This is a genomic window from Chryseobacterium sp. Leaf405 (assembly GCF_001425355.1).
Taxonomy (GTDB): domain Bacteria; phylum Bacteroidota; class Bacteroidia; order Flavobacteriales; family Weeksellaceae; genus Chryseobacterium.
The window spans coordinates 766,238-791,253 of sequence record NZ_LMQN01000012.1 but is presented as its reverse complement, the minus strand read 5'-3'; the positions used below and the strand labels follow the sequence as shown (position 1 = coordinate 791,253).

19 protein-coding genes are annotated in these 25,016 nt (G+C 34.2%); 6 read left to right on the top strand and 13 right to left on the bottom strand.

Annotated features, from left to right (window positions below; translation table 11 throughout):
- Nucleotides 1–147: 147 nt before the first annotated feature.
- Nucleotides 148–2,892 carry a fibronectin type III domain-containing protein gene (locus tag ASG22_RS09725; protein WP_055983433.1) on the bottom strand — a complete coding sequence of 915 codons (2,745 nt, stop codon included), beginning with the start codon at nt 2,890–2,892 and terminating at the stop codon, nt 148–150.
- Between the two features lie 291 nt (nt 2,893–3,183).
- Between ASG22_RS09725 and rplS the strand changes: the two genes are divergently transcribed.
- Nucleotides 3,184–3,540, top strand: coding sequence for a 50S ribosomal protein L19 (gene rplS / locus ASG22_RS09720; RefSeq protein WP_034709455.1), 357 nt, complete (start codon nt 3,184–3,186; stop codon nt 3,538–3,540).
- A gap of 163 nt (nt 3,541–3,703) precedes the next feature.
- Here the strand turns inward: rplS and ASG22_RS09715 are convergent, their stop codons facing one another.
- From ASG22_RS09715 to rpsA, 4 genes are all read right to left on the bottom strand, one after another.
- Nucleotides 3,704–4,699, bottom strand: a complete 996-nt coding sequence (locus ASG22_RS09715) for an alpha/beta fold hydrolase (RefSeq protein WP_055983431.1) — start codon at nt 4,697–4,699, stop codon at nt 3,704–3,706.
- A 75-nt stretch (nt 4,700–4,774) separates the two neighbouring features.
- A complete protein-coding gene (locus ASG22_RS09710) occupies nt 4,775–5,752 on the bottom strand; it encodes an EamA family transporter (RefSeq protein ID WP_055983430.1) in 978 nt (325 codons plus the stop codon).
- Between the two features lie 126 nt (nt 5,753–5,878).
- On the bottom strand, nt 5,879–8,503 hold the full coding sequence (locus tag ASG22_RS09705) for a T9SS-dependent M36 family metallopeptidase (RefSeq protein WP_055983428.1): 2,625 nt from the start codon (nt 8,501–8,503) through the stop codon (nt 5,879–5,881).
- 258 nt (nt 8,504–8,761) lie between these two features.
- Nucleotides 8,762–10,564 carry a 30S ribosomal protein S1 gene (rpsA, locus tag ASG22_RS09700; protein WP_055983426.1) on the bottom strand — a complete coding sequence of 601 codons (1,803 nt, stop codon included), beginning with the start codon at nt 10,562–10,564 and terminating at the stop codon, nt 8,762–8,764.
- Nucleotides 10,565–10,887: 323 nt separating this feature from the next.
- On the opposite strand from rpsA, the gene ASG22_RS09695 reads away from it, so the two are divergent.
- Nucleotides 10,888–12,195, top strand: coding sequence for a DEAD/DEAH box helicase (locus ASG22_RS09695; protein WP_055983424.1), 1,308 nt, complete (start codon nt 10,888–10,890; stop codon nt 12,193–12,195).
- Between the two features lie 58 nt (nt 12,196–12,253).
- On the opposite strand, the gene ASG22_RS09690 is transcribed toward ASG22_RS09695, so the two are convergent.
- Nucleotides 12,254–13,147, bottom strand: a complete 894-nt coding sequence (locus ASG22_RS09690) for an SMP-30/gluconolactonase/LRE family protein (protein WP_055983421.1) — start codon at nt 13,145–13,147, stop codon at nt 12,254–12,256.
- A gap of 261 nt (nt 13,148–13,408) precedes the next feature.
- On the opposite strand from ASG22_RS09690, the gene ccoG reads away from it, so the two are divergent.
- On the top strand, nt 13,409–14,851 hold the full coding sequence (gene ccoG / locus ASG22_RS09685; RefSeq protein WP_055983420.1) for a cytochrome c oxidase accessory protein CcoG: 1,443 nt from the start codon (nt 13,409–13,411) through the stop codon (nt 14,849–14,851).
- 6 nt (nt 14,852–14,857) lie between these two features.
- Here the strand turns inward: ccoG and ASG22_RS09680 are convergent, their stop codons facing one another.
- Complete coding sequence (locus ASG22_RS09680; protein WP_055983418.1) at nt 14,858–15,739, bottom strand: AraC family transcriptional regulator; 882 nt, start codon at nt 15,737–15,739, stop codon at nt 14,858–14,860.
- A gap of 163 nt (nt 15,740–15,902) precedes the next feature.
- On the opposite strand from ASG22_RS09680, the gene ASG22_RS09675 reads away from it, so the two are divergent.
- Together ASG22_RS09675 and ASG22_RS09670 are read left to right on the top strand one after the other, a co-directional pair.
- Nucleotides 15,903–16,247: a MerR family transcriptional regulator gene (locus ASG22_RS09675; RefSeq protein WP_055983415.1), complete on the top strand. Its 345-nt coding sequence runs from the start codon at nt 15,903–15,905 to the stop codon at nt 16,245–16,247.
- A 129-nt stretch (nt 16,248–16,376) separates the two neighbouring features.
- Entirely contained in the window at nt 16,377–17,681 is a 1,305-nt protein-coding gene (locus ASG22_RS09670) for a helix-hairpin-helix domain-containing protein (protein WP_055983413.1), read from the top strand.
- Nucleotides 17,682–17,805: 124 nt separating this feature from the next.
- On the opposite strand, the gene rluF is transcribed toward ASG22_RS09670, so the two are convergent.
- The 5 genes from rluF to ASG22_RS09645 all read right to left on the bottom strand — a co-directional run bounded on the left by rluF (nt 17,806) and on the right by ASG22_RS09645 (nt 21,672).
- A complete protein-coding gene (rluF, locus tag ASG22_RS09665) occupies nt 17,806–18,528 on the bottom strand; it encodes a 23S rRNA pseudouridine(2604) synthase RluF (protein ID WP_055983412.1) in 723 nt (240 codons plus the stop codon).
- 156 nt (nt 18,529–18,684) lie between these two features.
- Entirely contained in the window at nt 18,685–19,383 is a 699-nt protein-coding gene (gene truB / locus ASG22_RS09660; RefSeq protein WP_055983410.1) for a tRNA pseudouridine(55) synthase TruB, read from the bottom strand.
- 173 nt (nt 19,384–19,556) lie between these two features.
- A complete protein-coding gene (locus tag ASG22_RS09655; protein WP_055983408.1) occupies nt 19,557–20,375 on the bottom strand; it encodes an undecaprenyl-diphosphate phosphatase in 819 nt (272 codons plus the stop codon).
- Between the two features lie 92 nt (nt 20,376–20,467).
- Nucleotides 20,468–20,770, bottom strand: coding sequence for a DUF3098 domain-containing protein (locus ASG22_RS09650; RefSeq protein ID WP_055983406.1), 303 nt, complete (start codon nt 20,768–20,770; stop codon nt 20,468–20,470).
- 2 nt (nt 20,771–20,772) lie between these two features.
- Entirely contained in the window at nt 20,773–21,672 is a 900-nt protein-coding gene (locus tag ASG22_RS09645; protein WP_055983404.1) for a cell division protein FtsX, read from the bottom strand.
- A 91-nt stretch (nt 21,673–21,763) separates the two neighbouring features.
- Between ASG22_RS09645 and rsmA the strand changes: the two genes are divergently transcribed.
- Nucleotides 21,764–22,534, top strand: a complete 771-nt coding sequence (gene rsmA / locus ASG22_RS09640; RefSeq protein ID WP_055983403.1) for a 16S rRNA (adenine(1518)-N(6)/adenine(1519)-N(6))-dimethyltransferase RsmA — start codon at nt 21,764–21,766, stop codon at nt 22,532–22,534.
- 86 nt (nt 22,535–22,620) lie between these two features.
- Here the strand turns inward: rsmA and ASG22_RS09635 are convergent, their stop codons facing one another.
- Nucleotides 22,621–24,999 carry a choice-of-anchor L domain-containing protein gene (locus ASG22_RS09635; protein ID WP_055983401.1) on the bottom strand — a complete coding sequence of 793 codons (2,379 nt, stop codon included), beginning with the start codon at nt 24,997–24,999 and terminating at the stop codon, nt 22,621–22,623.
- Nucleotides 25,000–25,016: the final 17 nt, after the last annotated feature.

The window sequence follows — 25,016 nt, the reverse complement described above, 5'->3', positions numbered from 1 at the left end:
GGCAAAGCCGCCGCAGCCAAAAATTTATAAAATAGCGAGTGCGGAGAGCGGGAAACAGCTCCTAAAAAAGAGTAATTAATATTTATAATAAAAAAACGGACTTTTCAGTCCGTTTATATTGTGTGTATTTGAAAAAATGATCTGTACTTACTGAATAATTAATTTTAAAGTAAATAATTTTCTGGTGTAAACTTTTACGAAATAAACTCCTTTCGGAAGACTTTCGTTAACCAGAGAAAAACGTTGGTTATTTACATTTTTTGATTGATACAACAAGTCTCCATTTGCAGAAAGCAACTCGATTTTATCAATAGGATAATCACTCTTAATGAAAGTCGGCTCACCAGGTTTTGATGGATTCGGATATAAGATAACATTCTTTTCGGTAGAATTTTTAACTTCCTCTGTTGCCAACGTAGATCCCTGAACCTGAAACTGCACTCTGTTTGAAACTTCGGTATAAGAATCATTGGTGAACATCACCATATAATAATTTCCCGGAGTCGTCGGCAATGCTGCTGCTCCCTGAATCGTTTTTGTTCCCTGTGTAATTCCGTCGAAATAAGTATAAGAAACAAAATTATCATCCGGAGTTGTTACGCTTTGAGGATAAATTCCCAACCAGTCTTTGATGATTCCCGGAGAATCTGTCCAAGAAGCGGTAATATTTTCACCTAAAGTGTACACTGGTTTGTTTGTCCACAATTCTGTAACGATGTCTCCAACTTTAAAGAAAACTTTCTCCCCAACACTTGTATAGCCATCTTCAAGGAAATACTGAGCATAGTAGTATCCTTTCGGAAGTCCTGTAAAATTAAGAGTTCCGGCAGCTGTCGTCACATAACTCCATTTTGAAGCAGGCGTTGGTCCGGGAACTTGTCCCATTTTATAAATTCCGATCCAGTCTTTTGTTAAATTGGGTCCGTTACTGAAATTGACAGTTACTGTTCCGCCCACCGGATAGGTATCTGCCGTTGTATTTAAAATAACTTTCGGTCCTACATAAAAACTTTTTCTTGGTGCAATTTCCGTATATCCGTTATTTGCAAAAAATCCTGCGAAATATTGTCCTTTAGCAGCAATTCCGTTGGTGAAAGTAGCTGTACCTGCAGTTTGTCCGTTAGTATAAACAAAAGCCTGAGAAGTTACGGAAGTTGGACTCTGTCCTTTTTTGTAGATTCCTACCCAATCCTGAAGATTCCCGGGACCTCCCGTATATGTGGATATGATTTGTTCGTTCTGAAGATATTCTGTTTTATTTAAATCAAATGTAGGATTTGAGACGATACTTCCTATCACTTCAAACTGCTTCACATCGCTCCAGTCGCTCCATTCCAAATTTCTGTCTCTGTAGCGGGTTTTCACATAATAAATTCCGTTCGTAATAGAGTTTGAAGGAAGGACAACTTTTGTAATATCAACTCCGGCATTTAAATTTTTAGTTTTATCAGGTGTTCCGTTTCCATCTTTCCCAAACCAGTTTTCAAAATCCCGGTAAATTTCTTTTTCAATCACAGAAAAATCGGCTGCTTTACTTATCAGAAACTGCGTCGTGTTTAATAATTCTCCATTTGTCGTAGAAAAAGCACTTCCATTTAATGTTAAAGGTAATGTAATGGGTGCTGTGAAAGTATTGTTAATAGATGGTTTTGCTGGTTTTGGCTGATTTTTATATCGGTGAAAAGTATCAACCAATTCATTGTATTTTCTGTTATAAACACCTCCGATGGAATAGGATTCGATGTCGACTTTTCCTGTATTTACATCCACTTCAACGATTTGATACGTCCAGTCCGTTAATGTTTTCTGAACATCATCAAAATCCTGCTCGTTTGACATTCCCCAATATTGATCCCAAGCCGTTCCCCCGGAAATAATCTGATAATTCGGTGTATTTTTAAGCTGACCTCTGTGGTATAAATGATGGTGCGCCCCGACGTGCATTAAATATTTATTGGAAGCTGTCAAAAGCGGAACAGCCGCATTTCTTACCCAAGTTGAAATATCTCCCACGTATTGCTCAGCCTGATAGGGCCTGTGGCTTAAAGAAATAATCCAGTCTACGGTAGAATCGTTGTTTGCTTCATTTAAAATCTGCTGAAGCCATATTTGCTGTGCCGATCCTGTATGCTCAGAACTTAAACTGATAAATAAAACATTTCCAGCTTGTTGAGCATAATAATTTTCATTTCCTGAAGAGATATTTTTATATTTTATTTCATCAATATAGAAATGTGCATAATAAGAATTCATCCCCAATGTTCCGTATGTTTCGTGGTTTCCAACCGTTGTCTGAATCGGAAGATAAGGTGAAAGCTTAATATTCTTCTTGAAGTGAACATTTTCATAATGATCTAATGTTCCAACATCTACCTGATCTCCAACCATAAATGTCAATGCAATATTATCAGAAGGATCAGAATTTTCTCCGAATTTTTCCTTTAATTTTTTATAAGCATTCAAATTTAAACTGTCATATCTCGGTTCAGCCTTAATTTGGTTATCACCCATAATCAAAAAACGGATTTTTCCATTTGCTGTTACAGGTTGTCCGGGCAAAGGAAGCGTTCTGAAATTATAGACCGCAGATTCGTTCGTTCCTGTTTTAATTTTATAATAATACTTGGTATTTGGCTGCAGATTGGCAATTTTTGCCGTATGGTAATAATAGTTGTTATTATATCCGGTATCTGAAAAAATATTTGTCGTTCCGGTAAACGTAACATTTAGGTTTGTCGGACTTGTTCCGTATGTAACTGTTGTTTCGTTGTTCGATGATGTTTTCCAATTGACAATCATCGATGTGGGTGTCGGATTTTGCAAATAGGGAAATAAAGCCTGCCCAAGTGCCATCTGGACGGCAAAGCAGAAAAAGAATAAGTAATACTTCATTGTAGTTCAGTTTTAAGTAGTCTGTATGTTTAAAATGTGTTTAAATTTTTGAAAGCACTGAATAGTTGCTTTTTATCATCGTGCAAAAGTAGAAATCCAGTATAAACTGTATCTAATGGGAACTTCAAGGAAATGTTAAGTTTTACAGAAAATAAACAACAGAAAATTTACTAGATTTAATAATAATTTGTTTGTGGAATTCAAAAAATGTTATGTATATTTGCAACCTGTTATTCAACCTCTGACGAAGTCCGTGTAAGTTGCTTAGCCTAAACATTTTATTTATTAATAATGGATTTATTAAAGTACGTACAAGACAAGTACATTACAAAAAAAGAATTCCCTGAATTCAAAGCGGGTGATACAATCACTGTTTATTACGAAATTAAGGAAGGTCAGAAAACAAGAACTCAGTTCTTCAAAGGGACAGTTATCCAATTAAGAGGTACTGGTTCTACAAAAACTTTTACGATCAGAAAAATGTCTGGTGATGTAGGTGTAGAAAGAGTTTTCCCTATCAACATGCCGGCTCTTCAAAAAATTGAAGTTGACAGAAGAGGTAGAGTTAGAAGATCAAGAATCTACTACTTCAGAGACCTTAGAGGTAAAAAAGCGAGAATTAAAGACGCTGCTTACAAGAAGAAATAATTCAGACAACAATACATACGAAAAGAGACTGCTAATTTTTAGTAGTCTCTTTTTATTTTAAGAATGTATAAGTGTAAATGGTGAAGTTTACTTCGTAAATCAATCGTTAATTATAAGCACTATATCAAAAATTGACCATTAACAATTGACAATTCACTTTTTTCTACTTTATAAAATCATACAAAGCATTCCAAAATTTATCATATACTTCAATATGCGGAAGATGACCAACATTTTCGATTTCAATTAATTTCGAACCTGCAATCTGCTGTTGGGTTTTCTTTCCCAATTCCTGATACTGTCCCATTTTTGGCTGTAATTCCTTTGGAGCTCTGTCCTTCCCTATCGCCGTTCTGTCTCGTGTTCCGATGATTAACAAAGTTGGAACTTTTATATTTTTAAACTCGTAACAAACCGGTTGATTGTAAATCATATCCGACGTTAAAGCAGCATCCCAAGCTACTTTTGGATAATCTGGGTGTAAAGTCCAGCCCACAATTAAATCCAGCCAAGGTTGATACTCAGATTTCCATTTGTTGTCGTAGTAAAATTTTAACTGATAATTTTTATAAGATTCTGCTGTATTTTTTAATTCCGATTGATACGCCTGATCTATAGTTTGATATGATGCAAAAGTTTTGTAATCTTCTAATCCGATAGGATTTTCTAAAATCAATTTCTTAACCCTATCTGGATAAAGCAATGTAAATCTGGTCGCCACCATACCGCCCATTGAATGACCTAAAACAATTATCTTATCAATTTTCAAATCATCTAAAATTGCTTTTGTATTATCCGCCAATTGAGAAAACGAAAACTGATAACTTTGAGGCTTTGAAGATTTCCCAAATCCAATCTGATCGGGAATAATTACTCTAAAACCTTTATTTGAAAGATCCTTTGCCGTCTTTTCCCAATAAGCTCCATTGAAATTTTTGCCGTGAAGAAGCATTATGGTTTTTCCGTTTGATACTTTTGGCCGTACATCCATATAAGCCATTTTCAAATCGTTATTTTGAGATTTAAAATCAAGAAAATGAACTTCATAAGGATATTGATAATTCGCAAGTTCTGCATCCAAAGGTTTTACTTGTGAAAACATGAAGTTTGGTACAATTGATAGCATTAAAACAGCAACAGCATTCTTAAAATATTTCATGAAATTTATTTTAGTTATTAAAATTAAAAAAACCGCTCCAAATGAAACGGTTTATATGTATAAATTATCATTTATTTAAGATATTTCCGCCAACTTATTTTCTTTTTTAGGAAGATTCATCAGCACAATAGCGAAAAGAATTAAAGCAATTCCCACCCATTGAATAAAAATTACTTTTTCACCCAATAGGACAAAAGCCATTGTCACAGACACGGGAAGTTCTAATGATGACACAATACTTCCCAATCCCAAACCCGCATTCGGAAAACCTATATTAAATAAAATCGGAGGAATTATGGTTCCAAATAGTGATAAAATCAAGCCATATTTCCATAAAATAGAAAAATTAAAACTGTGAATATGTTGAGTGTTTTCGGTAAAATTTAAGTAAAATGATTTCAATCCATCAGAATATAGCGGGCCTATCTGAGCGAAAAATAAAAATGCAAAAATAACAATTGACCCTCCACAAAGCATAATAATACTCTTCCTGAAAACCGGTAAATGAGTTGCTAATGTATTGGAAGTGAACATCGTCATAGTATAAGAAGCGGCAGCCATTAATCCCCAGAAAATCCCTTTCCAATCTAATTCTAAACTTTCATTTACCAAATTGGTTGCCAAAACTGTTCCGATTAAAACGATAACAACTGAAATAATTTTTCTTGTATTAGGTAACTTTTTGGTCAGAAAACTTTCCACCACCACACTAAACCAAACCGACTGCATCAGCAGCACAATTGCTATTGAAACATTAATATACTGAACTGCAATGTAATAAAACAAGCTTGTACAACCTAAAGATGTTCCTACTAGCATTAAAGTTCTTATTTCTTTAGATGTTGGTGATGATAATTTCTTTTTTGAAGTTATAGTCTGAAAAAAATTCAAAACCAATAAACCCAACAACCCAAGTAAGAATTGAGATGTCGTAACCTCTGATGTGGTGTATCCTTCATTATAAGCCAACTTCACAAAAGTTGCTAACATCCCATATATACTTGCTCCAATCCCAACAAATAAAACCCCTTTCAGTATATTTTTCTTTTCCATATTATTTTTTAACAGCCTGCGAAGTTACAATTTATTAATTGGAATTGTTAGTTACGTTGAAATGATAGATAAATAAAATCGGCGCAAACTTCGTTTGCGCCGATTATCAATTATAAATAATTTTAATTATTTGTTTACTATAACTTTTGAAGCCACATCAATACCGGCACCTTTTACTTTAACCATATAAGTTCCGTTAATCAATCTGCTTGTGGAAATTGCTTTCTTAGCATCAGGAGAAATTTTATCTTCAGAAGAAACTAATTTTCCTGACATATCATAAATCTCAACACTCACTTTTCCTAATGTATTGCTAGGGAAATTGATAAAGAATTCATTTTTAGCTGGGTTAGGATAAATCGATATTGCATTTTTAACCGGTTTAACTTCGCTTGTTGATAAAACACAATCAGCCGGAACGTCAAAACTTTCAACCTGATCATTCAGATCCATTTTACTTCCCGCAGAAGCATTAGTACCAAGACCTCTTCTTGCAAAAGCGTTCCAGATCATACATCTGTCTGCACCACTAGTTGTTGCTAATTCAGCCGCCAAAATTGCATTTCGTCCATCAATAAATGTAGGATCGCAAGCTTGTAGTTTTAATGCATCAGTAACTAATTGTAAAACTCGTGAACTTCCCGAAGTAGTTCCTGATGTAACATCTGACGCATATCCGTATTTCTCAACATACTTCCAATGTAAATCCCACAACATAGTTGCCCAAACAAAACCAATGGAGTGAACATCTGGAGTAAAATTAAGTCCTTGGCCATCTATATCTAATTCCATCCCATTGGTATCAATGTAGGTATAATCATTTATCGCTAAATTTGGACTGTATTTAGCAGGCCGGATTCCATCACCTGTGATTGCCTGACCAATCGCATAAGTTCCGATACCTCGGGCTACAGAAGCATTATCTCCAGGTTTATTGGTAAGCATTAAAGCAAAGAAATCAGACCATCCTTCTCCCATCTGTTCTTGAGAATAAGTAAGATTCGAATATGGAGATGTAAATGGCATAGCATTTAAGCAACTATAACCATCACCCGTAAGTCTATTGGAAATACCGTGACCATATTCATGACTAACGATACCATTATCATAACTTCCATCATATTTTATGTCTCTTTTCAAAGTGACATTTACTACAGTAGTTGCTGCTAATTTGCCTTTTATGAACTCTCCTTCAGGATTATCTATCACAACAGAAGGTATTGTTATTGTAGTGTCAATTCCAGTCATGCCTCCTATCGCAGCACCACCAGCGTTATTATAAATAATAACGGCTTTCGCACCTGCCAACTGAGCATTTTTAACCTTTACTGTAAAAGAACATGTTCCTCTTTCAACAAGTCCGATCATATTGTTCAATGATCCGGCAGGAAGCGCAGTACACGCTTGAAGAACAGGAGACAGTTTCACATCACCAGTTATTCCTATATCATCTAATTGCAATCCAAAATCTGCTACACCAGCGACAGGAGCTCTAGCTACAGCATCAGTAGGTGCATTATAAAATAAATGTCTGTTTGAACCATCCCATAAATACATTTGCATTCTTGGTTTTGATCCATCTGCAGGAGTGGAGAAATTCGCATTATTAAAAGAATTTCTATCCTGTGACTCTGCATTTACAGCATCATTGCCTACTCCTCCATTACCAAAATTATTTTGTTGAAAATTTCTTGCAGCCTCATTAAATCCAAACTTATGAAATATATCGTGAACCTTATTACTAATGTAAAAAAGATTAGTAGTTGAGGCATTTAGACTATTGAATGGAGTTTGCGTAGGATCATAAGGAAAATTAAAATTTCTTGAGATGCCCCCATCAGGAGATGCCCCTGCTATGTTATTAGAATCCCTGTCTTCATATGCATAAACATTGTTTCCCCTCGTAATCGTGAAGTGAGTAGTTCCGTCGAAGTGCCATCCTTCTGGTGAAGAGGCTAGAATCCACGGATTATTTACTACAGTTCTAGAACCAAAAGTAGGTGCCTCTATTGGTAATGCAAAAATATTGTAAGATGCATTATCCGGAACTAATAACATAGAGAAGTTATTACTTTGAGAAACTAACTCAGGACCAATTAACGCATTTTCTTTGTAATTGCTGTGATCATGAGAATAAGCACCGTCAGCAAAAGTACATGACAAATTTAAATTTATCTTACCGATAATTGTACCAGAATGAGCATCTATTAAATAATTCCATAAATCTGGTGAATTGGGCTCTTGAACGCTATACTCATATGCAAGTTTCAGATTTGCCTGATCCGCCACAAATACCAATCTTTGTTTTGCTCCTTTACCATTTACATCATCAGCATCTCTGAAATTTAGGATGGTAAAACTATTAATCTCATCCTTATCTAAATCTGCAGCAATTTTAGAAAGTGCTGTAGATTTATTTAGCGATGCAATTTCATCTGTAGCGCTATTATAGTCTTTTAGAAAGTTATCATTATAAAAAACTACTTTGCTATCTTTTACAAGTACCGTACCTACGGAGTTATAAACTGGCAATCCTTTATAGGTTTGTTGGAATTTAACAACATCGCCCTTTAAAGATTTTGATGCGTCTACGTTATCAATTAAGAAGTTACTTAAATCTGATTTTTTAAAATCTCTAATCTTATTTGTAGAAATATAATCTTTAATTAGCTTCTCATTATCTTGTGCTGATAAATGTGAAGAAAAAACTGCGGATACAGCAATTATAAGAGGTAGAATTATCTTTTTCATATACACTAATAAAGCTGCTAATTTAGAAATTATTAGCAATAAAACAATACATTATTTTAATTTATTTAAAGTGATACATTAATTTTATTAATAAAGCTAAAAATCAGTATACAATAGTGAATTAACAATGCTTAGCATTCCCTTTATTAGACAATTTTTAGAATAAATTTCATTTTTATTTTAATGCTAAAATTTGGAAACTATTACAAAAAAAAAGCCACTCAAACGAGTGGCTCATATTTTAAAATGAAAGACTGATTATTTACCTTCTTCCATTTTTCTTTTCAATTCTGCTAATGCATCGATATCACCAAGAGTTGATCTTTCTTCATTATTTGAAGAAGACGATGTATTATTGTTTGATCTGTTGCTAGAGTTATCTCTTACATTTTTCTTTTCTTCGTCTCTGAAGATACCTGTATGAGAAACTACTACTCTTTTGAATTCTTTGTTGAATTCGATCACTTTGAACTGAGCCTCTTCACCTTTTTTGATTTTAGATCCATCTTCTTTCTCTAATAATCTTGAAGGGCAGAATGCTTCAACTTCAGCATCTTCGAACTGTACAGAAGCACCTTTATCGTGTACTTCTACCGCTTTACCAGCGTGGATAGTTCCTTCAGCATATTTAGTTTCGAATGCATCCCAAGGGTTGTCAGTCAATTGTTTGTGACCTAAAGATAATCTTCTAGCCTGGATGTCAAGTTCAAGAACTACAACATCTAATTTATCACCAACTGCACAGAACTCAGATGGGTGCTTGATTTTCTTAGTCCAAGAAAGATCAGAGATGTAGATTAAACCGTCGATACCTTCTTCTAACTCTACGAATACACCAAAGTTAGTGAAGTTTCTTACAGTTCCTACATGCTTAGACCCTACCGGATATTTAGCTTCGATATTTTCCCATGGATCTTTGCTTAATTGCTTGATACCAAGAGAGATTTTTCTGTCTTCTCTATCTAAAGTAAGTACTTCAGCTTCCACTTCGTCACCTACTTTTACGAAATCACCTGCACTTCTCAAGTGAGTAGACCAAGACATTTCAGAAACGTGGATTAATCCTTCTACACCTGGAGCAATTTCTACGAATGCACCATAGTCAGCAAGAACTACTACTTTTCCTTTTACTTTATCTCCAACTTTCATGTCAGCAGAAAGAGCATCCCAAGGATGAGCTTCTAACTGCTTCATACCCAACTGGATTCTTGTTTTCTCATCATCAAAATCAAGGATAACAACTTTTACAGTCTGTCCGTCCTCAAGGATTTCAGATGGGTGGTTCACTCTAGACCAAGAAAGGTCTGTAATGTGGATCAATCCATCAACACCTCCTAAGTCAATGAATACACCGTAAGAAGTAATATTCTTAACAGTACCTTCAAGTACCTGACCTTTTTCAAGCTGAGCGATGATTTCTTTTTTCTGACCTTCGATATCTGCTTCGATCAATGCTTTGTGAGATACCACTACGTTTTTGAACTCCGGGTTGATTTTCACAACTTTGAACTCCATAGTTTTACCTACGAACTGATCGTAATCTTTAATTGGCTTAACATCAATTTGAGAACCTGGTAAGAATGCTTCGATTCCGTGAACGTCAACGATCATACCTCCTTTAGTTCTAGACTTAACAAAACCGTTAACGATTTCTCCAGTTTCGTGAAGTTCGTTTACTCTATCCCAAGCCTTAAGTGTTCTAGCTTTTCTGTGAGATAACTGTAACTGTCCTGTTTTGTCTTCTCTTCTGTCTACCATTACTTCCACATCGTCACCTACTTTTAGGCCTGGGTTGTAACGGAATTCGTTAAGAGAAATAACACCTTCTGATTTGAAGTCGATGTCTACGATAGCTTCTTTGTCAGTTAATCTTACAACTTTACCTACGATAACGTCGTTGTCGTTTAAGCTGCTAAGAGATCCGTTATAGATTTCTTCTAAGTCGCTTTTTTCTTTTCTCGCATCTGCATCAAGACCTGATTCGAAAGAATCCCAATCAAATTGTTCTGGTGCTACGTTTTGGTTTAAAATAACCTCTGCTGAATTTGTCTCTTTTGACATTTTCTAATAAAATTTGTATTCCTTCTTTTTTAATGGTTTGAATAAATGTGGATTTAAAAAATACGGAAGTAATTAATTTATAATAATTTACCTTTTCAAACCTTTCCCACAAAAAGTGGTGCAAAGATATGAAATTATTTAACGCTGAATACTATAAGTTTTAAAATTTAAAATATGTTCTAAAACTTTGTTTCATTTATATAAATTGTTAAAAATTCGCATCACTTTCTATTATAAAAATTATCTTATCATTATGGTAAACGCAATTCAAATAAATAATGAATGTAATTTCCAGAAAAAGCAAAATCAACTACCTTTGCAAAATGGAACTACAATCAATTTACGAAAAACTGCAGATTCAGGATATGAATCAGATGCAGAAATCTACATACAAAACCACTGAAAACAATCAAGACGTCGTACTGCTTTCTCCTACCGGATCTGGGAAAACGCTTGCTTTTTTATTTCCGGTTCTTCGAAATCTTAAAAAGAATACTACCAGAATTCAGACTTTGATCTTAATTCCTTCAAGAGAATTGGGATTGCAGATTGAGCAGGTTTTCAAATCGATGGGAACAGATTTTAAAGTTTCGGTTTGTTATGGTGGTCACGATAAAAAGATTGAAGTTAATAATTTAATTCAGGCCCCGGCAGTTTTAATCGGAACACCGGGAAGAATTGTTTACCATTTAAGAAATAATAATTTCGATCCTAAAACAATTCAGACGTTGGTATTGGATGAATTTGACAAAGCACTGGAATTGGGTTTTCATAAAGATATGGAATTCATTTCTAATTCTTTAAAAGGTATTTCACAAAGAATTCTGACTTCCGCAACAGCAATGGATGAAATTCCTGAGTTTACGGGATTAAAAAACGAAAAAATTGTTGATTTTTTAAAATTAGGTGAAGCAAAACCTGATATTCAGTTGAAAAAAGTAATGACGATTTCTGAAGAAAAATTGGATACTTTGTTTAATTTGATCTGTAAAATCGGGAATAAAAGAACTTTGATTTTCTGTAATCACCGTGAGGCTGTTGATCGTATTTCTGATCTTTTACATGAAAAAGGAATCGACAGAGAAACCTTTCATGGGGGAATGGAACAGGACGAAAGAGAACGTGCTTTACTGAAATTCAAAAACGATTCTGCAAGAATTTTAATTACGACCGATCTTGCTTCAAGAGGTTTGGATGTTCCCGAGGTTGAATCGATTGTTCATTATCAATTGCCTTATAAAGAAGATGCTTTTATTCACAGAAACGGTCGTACAGCGAGAATGAATGCAAAAGGTTTCGCTTACCTTATTATGACTGCTGAAGAAAATTTCCCTTTCATCAAAAATGACACTCCGGAGGAAAGTGTTGCAGGATATAATGAAATTCCTGAAAAACCATATTTCCAGACCGTTTACATCAGTGCAGGAAAAAAAGATAAAGTAAATAAAGTGGATATCGTAGGATATTTAATGAAAAAAGGAGAGCTTCAGAAAGAAGAACTTGGTTTGATCGAAGTGAAAGATACGACTTCTTATGTTGCCGTTTCCAGAAAAAAAGTAAATGCTTTGTTGAACAAACTGAGAAACGAAAAATTAAAAGGCAAGAAAGTAAAAATGGAAGTCGCTTTTTAAAATTAAAATTGAGATTAAGGTTATAAATGATATTTAGCCTTAATCTCAATCTAGAAAGTTATTTTACTCCACTTACTTTTGTCGGTAAAATATACACCGATTTTGAAGCAGTGATGAATAAAGTTTCATTGTCTTTTCCTCCAAAAGTTACATTAGAAGTCCACTCTTCATCTATCGGAATATGATACATTTTCTTTCCATCACGACTGAAAACATGAACACCTTTTCCTGTCAGATAAAGATTTCCAAGCTTATCTAAGGTCATTCCGTCTGAACCCATTTCACAGAAAAGTCGTTTTTCAGATAATTTTCCCTCACCCAGAATGTCATAAACATACGTTTTTCCGGCATCAATATCTGAAACGTACAGTTTTTTAAACTTTTCGCTTCCCACAATTCCATTCGGCTGCGTAAAAGTTTCAAGCTTTACAATCTTTCCTTCTTTATTTCTGTAATACAAACTTTTGTTGGGAATTTCCTGTTTAAAATTCTTCCAGTAATCTCTTTCGTACAAAGGATCTGTGAAGTACATTCCTCCAAACTTATCATTCCAGACATCATTTGGACCGTTTAATCTTTTCCCTTCAAAATCTTTCAACAGTACCTGAACTTTTTTGTCTTTTGAAATTTTCCAGATTTCACCGTTGTCATCCGAACACGTAATCAGATTATCATCTTTATCGAAATGTGTTCCGTTTGCTCTTCCGGTTTTATCTAAAAACTCAACGATTTTATTTGTTTTCCAGTCCCAAAAATAAATTTTATCATTGGGCTGATCGGTAAAATAAACATTACCTTCTTTATCCGAAGACGGACCTTCTGCAAAACTGAATTGATCCGAAACTTTCTCCGGCTGCACCCCATCATAGAACATTTTATTAGAATTTACTGATTTACAACTCACTAATGCGAAAACCAAACCAATCGCACCAGCCTTTACGATATTTTTCATATCACCCTTTTTTTAAGATTACAATTTACGATATGTAAATCAGATTTAAAGTTTATTTTTTTTGTTTTAATGAAATAAAAAAATATTCAAAATGTCTGAATTGTATCATTTCATAAGTAGATAATATTAGTTCTGAAATCCATTATTTAAGAGCTTTGTAAACGTTTAAATGGTAAAAAATTTCAACACTAAATATTCACAATGAGAATGTAAAGTCAATTAATACAAATTCTCTTGCAACTTTCAATTAAAATTAAGAAGATGAGCCTACAATCCGACAATTTTCAAACTCCGGAAATCGATCACGATAACTTCAGAAATTCCGTAGGAACAATGGACGAAACCGGAAAGAGAAAATGGGTGTATCCCCGAAAGCCAAAGGGAAAATACACGAATTACAGAAACTATACAAGCTCTGTTTTATTAACATTATTTTTCGGATTACCCTTTGTGAAAATCAATAACAATCCATTTTTTCTTTTTAATGTTATCGACAGAAAATTTTTCATTTTTGGGCAACCTTTTTACTTACAGGATTTCTTCATTTTGGCATTAGGAGCTGTAACTTCGGTAATTTTCGTCATGCTTTTTACTGTAGTTTTCGGAAGGATTTTCTGCGGCTGGCTCTGTCCACAAACGATTTTTATGGAAAATGTTTTCAGAAAAGTTGAATATTGGATTGAAGGCGACCGAAACAAACAAATGAAACTCGACCGACAGGAATGGAATGGTGAAAAAATTAGAAAAAAACTTACAAAATGGTCAGTTTTTGCCTTACTATCGGTAGTTATCACCAATTTCATGTTTATGTACATTATTGGCTACGAAGATGTTTTCAAAATAATAATGGAAGGTCCCGCAGATCATTCTCTGAAATTTTTGGCAATGATTGGTTTCGCAATCACATTCTATTTCGTTTTTGCATGGCTCCGTGAGCAGGTTTGTACGCTTGTTTGTCCTTATGGAAGGCTTCAAGGAGTGTTAATTGACAAGCAGACCATTAATGTTTATTATGATTTTAAAAGAGGTGAAGGACGTTCTAAATGGAGAAATAATGAGGACAGAAAAGCTGTTGGAAAAGGAGACTGTATCGATTGTCACCAGTGTGTCGTTGTTTGCCCAACCGGAATCGATATCAGAAACGGTCAACAATTGGAATGTGTGAATTGTACTGCTTGTATCGATGCGTGCGATGAAGTCATGGAAAAAGTAGGACTTCCAAAAGGCTTGATTCGTTATGCAACAGAGGCAGAAATTGAAAATCAGGAGAAGTTTACGTTTACTTCAAGAATGAAAGTTACGACGGTCTTTCTTACATTGTTGATTGGTTTTCTTGGATTTTTAATGTATGACAGAGGTACAATGGAAGCAAAATTCATCAAACCAGCAGGATCAACATTTTTCATCAGAAACGGAAAAATAACAAATACTTTTATTTATACTCTATTAAATAAATCGAACGAGAAAAAAACATTAACCATAAAAGTAATTAATCCTAAAAATGCAGAAATAGATTATTTTGGATCAGAAAAAATTATTTTAAAAGGTGATCAGATGCTCAAAGGCAACATTAATATTAATTTCCCAGAAAAAGATATTAAATTTTCAAAGCAAAATATGACAATCGGTGTATACGACGAGAAAGGTGATCTTATGGATTCGTTTCAAACCGTTTTTGAAGGACCATTCCAGTTGCCTCTGTAAAATTTTCTATGATTTATACTTTTTAATGAATTGCGTGGGAGTCAAGCCGGAAGTTTTTCGGAAGACTCTCACAAAATAGGAGTATTCTTCATACCCTAATCTGAAAGCAATCTCAACAAGACTTTCATCCAGGTACATCAGCATTCTTTTTGCTTCCAAAATTACCCTTTCTGTAACTACGTCTGTTGCCGTTTTCTGAACGACTGTTTGGGTAATACGATTTAGGTGTTTTGAGGAAATTTTCAACAAATCTGAATAAAAAACAATTGATTTTTCTTTGGTGAAATTTTCTTCAACCAATGTTTCAAATTCCTGATAATGTTTAAAATAAGAAAGGCTTGCCGATGAAGCCAGATTATCAAAATCTCTTGAAAACCGTCTTGTTGAATTAATAAAAATCTGAGACATCAGGGAAAGCATCAACCCATTTTTCATAATATTCTGAGTGTGATATTCTTTTTCTACTGCCAAAAATAAGTTGATATTTTCATATAATTCTTCCGAATTGAGCTGAAGTTTTCTAGGAAAATTAACAGAACCAAAAAAAGGAAAATTCCTTAATTTCTGATTCACGTAATGCATTTCGTAAAAATCCTGCAGGCAAAAGAAAAGATAACCTTCAATATCACTCGAAAGTTCCCAGCTGTGAATTTGCCCGGGAGACATAAAAAATAAACTTCCTGCCGAAACATCATATTTCTGAAAATCAATCTCATGAACTCCACTTCCTTTAGTGAAAAGTATCGTGGCATAAAAATCGTGACGATGAGCTTTTTCAAGATGGCGATGACCAACGATCAAATGATTTTGAACCCTACTAAAATAAAAATCGGAGGTATTTTTACCTTTTTGAAATAAGTCAATATTAAGTACAGAAATAGAATCCACGTAATTTTATATTTTACATCAAATGTAATGAAACAAAAATATATTTTCCAGCATGAAAAATGACATTTAACCTTGATTTACAAAGGAAAAAACGAACTTTTTATCCTTTCTACTTGCTATAAATTTTAAAAAATTTCTATCTTTGAAGATTAGGATTCTTAATATGAAAATAAATCTACCCGATAAACTGTATTATTCTATTGGAGAAGTGGCTAAAGCATTTGATGTAAACACTTCATTAATACGTTATTGGGAACAGGAATTCCCTATTATCAAGCCTAAAAAAAATAAAAAAGGAAATCGATATTTCACTCCTGACGATATTAAAAACCTTCAGATTATCTACCATTTGGTGAAAGAAAAGGGTTATACTCTTGATGGTGCTAAAATCGCTTTGACGACTAACAGTAAGATCTCTGAAACTATTACTTTAATCGACAGATTGGAATTTGTAAAAGCTGAACTATTGAAATTAAAAGATTCTCTGACAGAAAAAGACAGCGAATAATTAAAATTTTTAAATATTTTCCTGTTTAAGATTTATTTTATTACATAAAAAATTAAATTTCCATCTTAAAATTATCCATTTCGCATTTAGGTATTGCTTGTACTTAATTTAATTATTAAGTTTACAGCGATGAAAAGAAATTATTACCAAAAGGTAGCATTCATGGGAATGCTGCTGATTATCCTGTTTACTTTTCAAAAGTATACGAGTAAAGACAAAGGAGATTTTTCCGGTGTCAGATTTATTACGGAGAATTCAGCTCCGATACACTTTACAGATTTTGACCCTAATGATCTGAATGAAAAACAATGGCAGAATTTAGGTTTCTCGGAGAGACAGACGGCAACAATTCTTAAATATAAAGAAATTGTTGGTGGAAAATTCGTTTCTAAGGAACAGTTTAAAAAGTGTTTTGCAGTTTCCGCAGAAAAGTTCGAAAAAATAGAAGCATTTATTTTACTTCCTGAAACCAGTAAAGAATCGAAATATAAAAACTATTCAGGCTTTGAGAAAAAGTCAATTACTGTTCATGGAAAATTCAATCCGGATCATTATTCTGTTGCCGATTGGATAAAAATGGGTTTCAGTGAAAGACAGGCTGAGGCGATTTTGAAATATAAAAATTACTTAGGCGGAAGTTTTGTAAGCAAAGAAAAGTTTAAGGAATGTTTCATTATTAACGAAGAAAATTATCAAAAACTGTCCCCTTATCTTATTCTTCCTGAAAAGACTCCTGCTGATTTCAAAAGTTTTGCGAAAAATTTTAACTCAGAAAAAAATAAAATTCAATATCATTCTTTTGATCCGAATACTTTAGATCTTGATGGCTGGAAATCTTTTGGCTTCTCTGAAAAGCAGGCGCAGACAATTGTTAATTATCGTGATAGAAATCTACGAGGAAGTTTTAAAAGTTTAGAAGATATTCAGAAATGTTTTGTGATTTCTGTCGAAAAATTTGAGGAAATGAAACCTTATATTAAGCTTAATCCGGTAAATATTGCACAAAATAATAACGTTCAGAAAGCAGAAATAAAACAACAGGAAAAAACAGATTTTTCAAAAGTTGATATGAATTCGATAACATTCAGGCAATTAATAGAATTCGGTCTGGACGAAAAAAGTGCAGGCTCAATGATTGGCTTCAGAAAGAAATTAGGCGGATTTATGAATAAAGAGCAAATTCTGTCGACATATAATATAGATGTGGAATTGGTGAAGAAACTACTTTCCACCGCTCAATTGAATACTTCAAATGTTCCTCGATATACTTTGATTGATGCTCCGGAAGAATGGCTGAAAAACCACCCTTATTTTAAATATTCTGCAGATAAAATTATTTATTACAGATTAAGTGAAAAAGAGGAAAGAAAAATTTGGAAACTATTGAAGACAAAACCTGAATATGAAGCTAAAATGAGACTCTATTTAAAATGATTAAATTTTGATTTTTTGCTATGCTTCGACGCCCGCTCACCATGATAACTTAAATAATAACTGCTTTTTTAGCAGTGTCATTTTGAGCAAAGTCGAAGCATTATTTATATTTTTGAATGAATAATCAATTAATCGTTTTACTTGATCCTTCCAAAAGTCTATTTAATTCTAAAAGCTCTTTATCAGTCAGATCTCTCCATTTTCCGACAGGTATATCAAGTTTGATATTCAAAATACGGATACGTTTTAGCTTTTTAACTTCGTAGCCCAAATATTCGCACATTCTACGGATCTGTCGGTTTAGCCCTTGAGTCAACACAATTCGGAAATTCATATCGTCAATTTTTTCCACTTCACATTTTTTTGTAACTGTATCCAAAATCGGAACACCATTTCGCATTTTTTCCAAAAATCTTGGATTGAGTGGTTTATCAACTCTTACAATATATTCTTTTCCGTGATTATTTCTTGATCTTAGAATTTTATTCACAATATCTCCATCACTGGTTAAAAGTATTAATCCTTCACTCGGTTTATCCAACCTTCCTATCGGGAAAATTCTTTTTGGGTGATTAATATATTCAATAATATTATTCTGTTCACGTTTAATATCTGTAGTACAGACGATTCCTACAGGCTTATTAAAGGCAATGTATACATGCTTTTCTTCAGGATCACGAATCGGCTTTCCATCCACTTCTATTACATCTTCATCAGAAACTTTAGTTCCCATTTCAGGAACAACTCCGTTAATTGTGATTCTTCCTTCTTCCAAAAGTTTATCTGCTGCCCTTCTTGAGCAGTATCCGACTTCTGATAAATATTTATTAATACGTGTTTTTTCCATTAATCCTCTCTGTAAGCTGTATCGTTTTTGTCAGTAAAAAGTGTAATCTCATAATTCAATCTGACAAAAACTAAGTTTGAATTTGCAAAGTTATGACTTTCTAAAATAAGTCTTTCTTTGAATAGAAATCTTTTTGAATACAGTTAAAAATTTCATTTATAAATTTTCAAACGTAAATTCATTTTCTAAAAAATCAGCTGTGGCATCTTCAATTTTATATTCTCCGATTTTTGTTCTTCTCAATTGAGTTAAATAAGCTCCAACACCTAGCTCCTGACCAATATCATGAGCCAAACTTCTGATGTAGGTTCCTTTTGAACAACCCACCGTAAAACTTATTAACGGAAGATCAATTTTAATATCAGAGATATAATGAATGGTGGTTTTTCTGGATTTCATTTCAACTTCCTCGCCTGCTCTTGCCATGTCATAAGCTCGTTTGCCATCGATTTTAAGTGCAGAAAAAACAGGTGGAACCTGATCGATTTCGCCAATAAATTTTTCTAAAACATTTTTAATTTGTTCTTCTGTAATCTGGGAAATATCCTGATGAAGAATTTCAGGTTTTTCGGTATCATAAGATTCTGTCTGTACTCCGATTTTTATTTCTGTCCAGTATTCTTTTGGAGCATCCTGAATTTCAGAAATTTTCTTTGTGAATTTCCCACAACAAACAATCAAAAGTCCGGTTGCCCTTGGATCAAGCGTTCCGGCATGACCGATTTTGAATTTTTTGGGTAAATTAAACTCTCTTTTGAGCTTATATTTCATTTTATTGACTGCCTGAAATGAAGTCCAATCCAATGGTTTGTCTAATAAAAATATGTGTCCTGATTGTAGATCTTCGGCTGTCATTTTGAGTAGTAAAATTTTAAAGTTTAGTGTTTTTGGATGCAATTGATGAAAATTTCTTTAACATACAAAATTGCAGCCCGGCTTGAACGGAGCTCTTTTTGCCGGAGCAAAGCGGAGGCAAAAAAGCGGGAGTGGAAGACGGAAATTGCTGCCCAAAATATTATAACGACTGACTATTTAAAAAAATAAAAGTAAACCAGCAAAGCCAATCCCACAAAAATACGATACCAGCCCCAAGGTTTGAAACCATATCTGTTTAAAACTCCTATAAATGCTTTAATAGCAATTAATGCAACAATAAATGCCACTACATTTCCTACAATAAAAATCGTAATATGATCTTGCGATTCCATGATCATTTCGTAACCCTTTTGTGGAGTTGACGTTTCTTTACCCCACGTTTTCACAAAAACTGAATATACGGTAACCGCCAACATGGTGGGAACTGCCAAAAAGAAAGAAAATTCTGCAGCCGCTTTTCTTGTTAAACCTTGCGCCATACCACCGATGATGGAAGCAGCACTTCTGCTCGTTCCGGGCATCATTGCCAAACATTGCCAAAAGCCAATTGTGACAGCATTTTTTATGGTAATTTCTTTTTCGTTATTTATTTTTGGATTTTTAAACCACTTATCGGCAAAAAGAAGAACTACTCCACCTAAAACTAACACGGATGATATGGCAATCTGATTTCCCAATACCGCTTCAATTTTATCGTCAAACAAATATCCTAACACCAACGCAGGAATTACTGCAAAACCTAGCTTAAAATACAGCTGAATGTTCTTTAAATCAAAGAATTTTTTCCAATACGCCACTACAACGGAAAGAATTGCTCCAAACTGAATGGAAACCTGAAACATTTTTAAAAATTCAGTTTCTTCCAACCCCATTAAACTTGCGGTAAAACCCATATGAGCAGTTGAAGAGATCGGAAGATATTCTGTTAATCCTTCGATAATGGCAATGATAATTGCTGTAATTAAATCCATAAGTACTTAAAATTAAAAGATTAAGAAACTGAGAGATTTAGATATAAGCTCTAAATTCCCGAATTTCTTAATCTTTAAATAAAAATTATTTTCTATTTTCTTTTTAAAATCGCATATACTTCGATTGCGAATCCGATAACTACGAACAACGGAGCAATTCTGATTCTACGAATAGAAAAAATACCGTCGTTCCAAGCGTGCGGATCAAATTTCCCATCTACGGTATTGGCATCCGGACCAAGCATCAAAAGGAAGCCTACTACGATAAATGCTAAGCCTATAAGCATCCACTTAAAGTTTTCCTTTCCGAAATAAAAAGTATTTTCCTTTGCAACTTCAGTTACTGTTTCTTTCCCGAAGTTGTCGGCAGAAAATTTATTTGTTTTTTTGCTCATTTTTAAGAATAATATAAATCGTCAACGTTTGATCTTAAGAATCTCCAGGTTGCCACAACCGTACTTAAAACCGTAATAAAAACTCCAACACCCAATACTAATACCACCAACCAGAAATACTGATTGTTATCCTGTACAAATGCCGAACCTATCTGGCTTGTGAAATAATACCAAACTCCAAACAGTGCTAAAAGACCGATTCCGGCGCCAATGGCTCCCAAAATCATAGCCTCAATGATAAACGGCTTTAAAATAAATCTCCTTTTTGCGCCTACCAGCTGCATGGTTTTAATAATAAATCTTTTAGAAAATATTTTCAGACGGATTGAATTGTTAATTAAAACCACCGCTAAGATTAAAAATAATACAGAAAAACCTAAAATCCATTTAAGAATTCTGCTCAGGTTATTGTAAACATCCACCATTAAACTGCTGTCATTCTTTACATCGACAATACCTGGAACTGCTTTAATGACTTTAAGTGCCTGATCGATTTTTGCAGGATCTACATATTCCGGTTTAAGGGCAACTTCTATCGATGAGGGGAAAATGTTTTCTTCAAAAAGCGCATCAGTATCAATTCCCATACTTTTTTTAGCTTCTTTTGATGCCATTTCTCTTGTAATGTAAGTCGCCTTTTTTACAGGAGCCAATGTCTGTATTTCTTTGAAAACCTCAGCTTCCATTTTCGCAATTTTTACAGAATCTTTAGCGTCGTAATTTTCGTCAAAATAAGCATTTACTACAAGCTGCTCTTTGATATAGTCAGAATATTTCTGGGCATTAATTAAAATAAGTCCCATTAAACCTAACAAAAATAACACTAAGGCAATACTAATTACTACTGTAATATTGCTAGACCTAAGCCTTTTCTTATTAAACTCATCAACAGATTTAGCCATTAATATTAAAATTTTTGGCTAAAATAGAAAAAAACTTCCGAAATTTGGGAACGAAAAAGAGAAAATCACTGTTAATAAAATCATAAAAACATTGAGTGTAAAAGCAAAAAAGCATCTTGGTCAGCATTTCCTGACAGATGAAAACATCGCAAAAAAAATCGTAGATGGTCTTAGTTATGAGGGCTATGAGAATGTAATGGAAGTTGGCCCGGGAATGGGAGTTCTTACCAAATATCTTCTTGAAAAGGATCAAAACATCTACCTTGCAGAGATTGACAAAGAATCTATTGAATATCTTAAAAATAACTATTCTAAAGTAACAGAAGAAACTTTTGTAGGAGATTTTCTGAAACAGGATTTCCAGTTTATGAAAGATGAACAGATCGCTATTATCGGTAATTTCCCATACAATATTTCTTCGCAGATCTTGTTTAAAATTATCGATTATTATACACAAATCCCTGAAATGGTCGGGATGTTCCAGAAAGAAGTTGCGGAAAGAACTGCAGCAGTTCCAAGAACAAAAGATTACGGAATACTGACAGTTTTGGTTCAGGCTTATTACGATACTTCATATCTGTTTACAGTTCATGAAAATGTATTTAATCCACCGCCAAAAGTAAAATCTGGAGTCATCAGATTAACAAGAAATCCGAAAGAAGGATTGGCAGGAAATGAAGTTCTTTTTAAGCAAATCGTAAAAGCAGGATTCAATCAAAGAAGAAAAAAACTGTCTAATGCGTTAAAGATTTTAGATATTCCTGAAGCTTTAAAAACGCATGAATTTATGGATAAAAGAGCCGAGGAACTGAGCGTGACCGACTTTATTTCATTTACCCAACTTTGGAAAGAAAACAGATAGTTTTGATTTAAATATTTAATCAATTTCCATAAAAACAAAAGCCTTTCAAAAATTTTGAAAGGCTTTTTAGGTATTATATATTGTAATTAATCTCTGTTTTTCAACATGATCCATCCAGATTGGCTCATATTTACTTTCGATTTCGGATACTGGAAGTTGAATTTGTACCAATAGGTTGCAGTTGGTAATTTTTTACCTCCTACTGTCCCGTTCCAGATCGGATTTTCTTTCGAGAACCTGAACATTTCAGAACCGTATCTGTCATAAACAGATCCTGTGAAGTTATTGAATGCTCCCAAAGCCGTAAGATCTAATGTATCATTTACACCATCCTGATTCGGAGTAATAATGTTAGAAATATGCAATGTGAAGAATTCTAAAGCTCCCACACAATGAGTTCCAACCGTTCTTACCTGAATTTCATACGTCGTATTATTTTGAAGTCCGGTAAATACATTTGAAGCCTGCCAAGTGATCCCTCCATCAACAGAATATTCTGCCGTTTGAGGATAATTATTGATCATGGGAACTTCTGCTGTAACCGTAAGTGTATTATTGCTGTAATCAACATGAGAAACAAACGGAGAAGCTGCTGCCAATACTTTAGCGGTGAAAGTTCTTTCACAATATCCGTTTTTAATTGTCACCGTATAAATTCCCAACTGATCTACATTAATCGTCTGAGTAATTTCACCCGTACTCCATAAATAGGTATAAGCCGGTCCTGCTCCTGCATCTAAAATAACTCTGTCACCCATACACATTTCAACATCCTGTAGTGGAGAAGTAAATTCAGGAACAACTTCTACAATTACTTTGGCAGGTTTGAAAGATCTACATCCTTTCGGTCCTATAGCATACACTTCGAAAGTAGTCGTCTGATTTACTGCTGTAGATTGAGTATTTCCTGTTCCCGGAAAATTCACCCATTCGTAAGTTGAACCTCCTGACGCTGTAAAATCTACAACATCTCCTGGACAAACTTTTATTCTTGATGCTACTACTTGAGCTATTGGAGTTGCTTCTTTTAATAAAGTTAATTTAACTGTTTTACTACAGAATCCTCCATTGGATACAACAACGTGCAAGATTTGTCCGTCAGTACCATTATACTGTAAAATATTCTGAATATAATTATTATTTTGAGCTATAGCGTCTGCCTGATTAACATAAAAACGGAAAACTGCACCCGGTGTTGTACTAATCATAGGTTTTGCATTGTTAAGATCAAACCATGTTACATCAGGAGTGGTACATAAAAGCAGTGATGCGTCTGTAGCAGCAGGCGTTGTGCCTCCGTTAATTTTAATATTAGCCTTACCCGGACAAGGACTTGATGGATAAATAACCTGAATCTCATAATTACCAGGCTGAGTTGCTGTAATAGTTGGTGATGTAGCTCCCGGAATAGCCACTCCGTTTAAATACCATTGATATTGTAAACTAGGATCGTTAATAGATGCTGTTATCACCTGAGGGGCATTATCACAAACATTAATTTCCTCCGGCAATACCGCTCCGCTTGGATCCTGCAATTCAACACTGATGTTGAAAGATCCTCCTTCCAAGAATACAGCAGTATCATATACATTGTCGACACCAAACTGTCCGTAATCGGCAACTACCATCTTAAAATGGTATGATTGTCCTGCAACAACAGTAGCCGTAGCAGTTAAAGGAATTGTTCTCCCGTTAAAGTTTGTTTGAATTGATGGTACATTATATCCTGCAAAGAAAGTGGCATTAGGTGCACCACATCCCATGTCGAAACCTCCATCACTATTTTGAGGGTGGATATTCGTTACACTTACAGGTCCTGTTCCTGGAGCAGGCAATACTGCCATGTTTACATATGGTCCCCCTGCAGTAGGTCTTAATAATAATGCAAAGGCATCTGCAAAGCTACATGGGAAACTTCCGGTATATTCTTCAGAAGCCATCAAATAATTAAATTTTACCTGAGAAGAAGTCGGTACAAAGTCAAATTCTAGGATTGCAGCATTGGTTAAAAATCCAGTAGCTCCTATTGCCGCAGCCAGATCTGGGTCACTTCCTGTGGAAAGGTTATCACTTAATGTAAAAGCTTCCAATGCATTTCCAGTTTTTCTTGCAAAACCTGTAGATAAAACGATACCGTCTTTAAAAGGAAAATTCGTTGTTCCTCTGTTAAAATATCCCCAGGCTCTATCTGCCACAGTTGCTGCCTGATTTGGGCTTACGGTAACATTAGATACATTTGGAGTTACACAACTGTTTGTTCCTGAAGAAATTAAAACATCCTTTACAAGTTGTTCAGGTGTATAAGCAGAGGCAGGATATGAAGGAACATTTACATCGATAAATGCACCCGCTTTTGAAGTTGTGGAAGTTGTTTCTCGTTGAGGTTTTCTTGATATTTGTTTTTGGGCGTAGATAAAATTACCCGAGACTAAAAAAAATGAAAATAGCATTAGATATCTCTTCATAAGAATATATGTTTCAA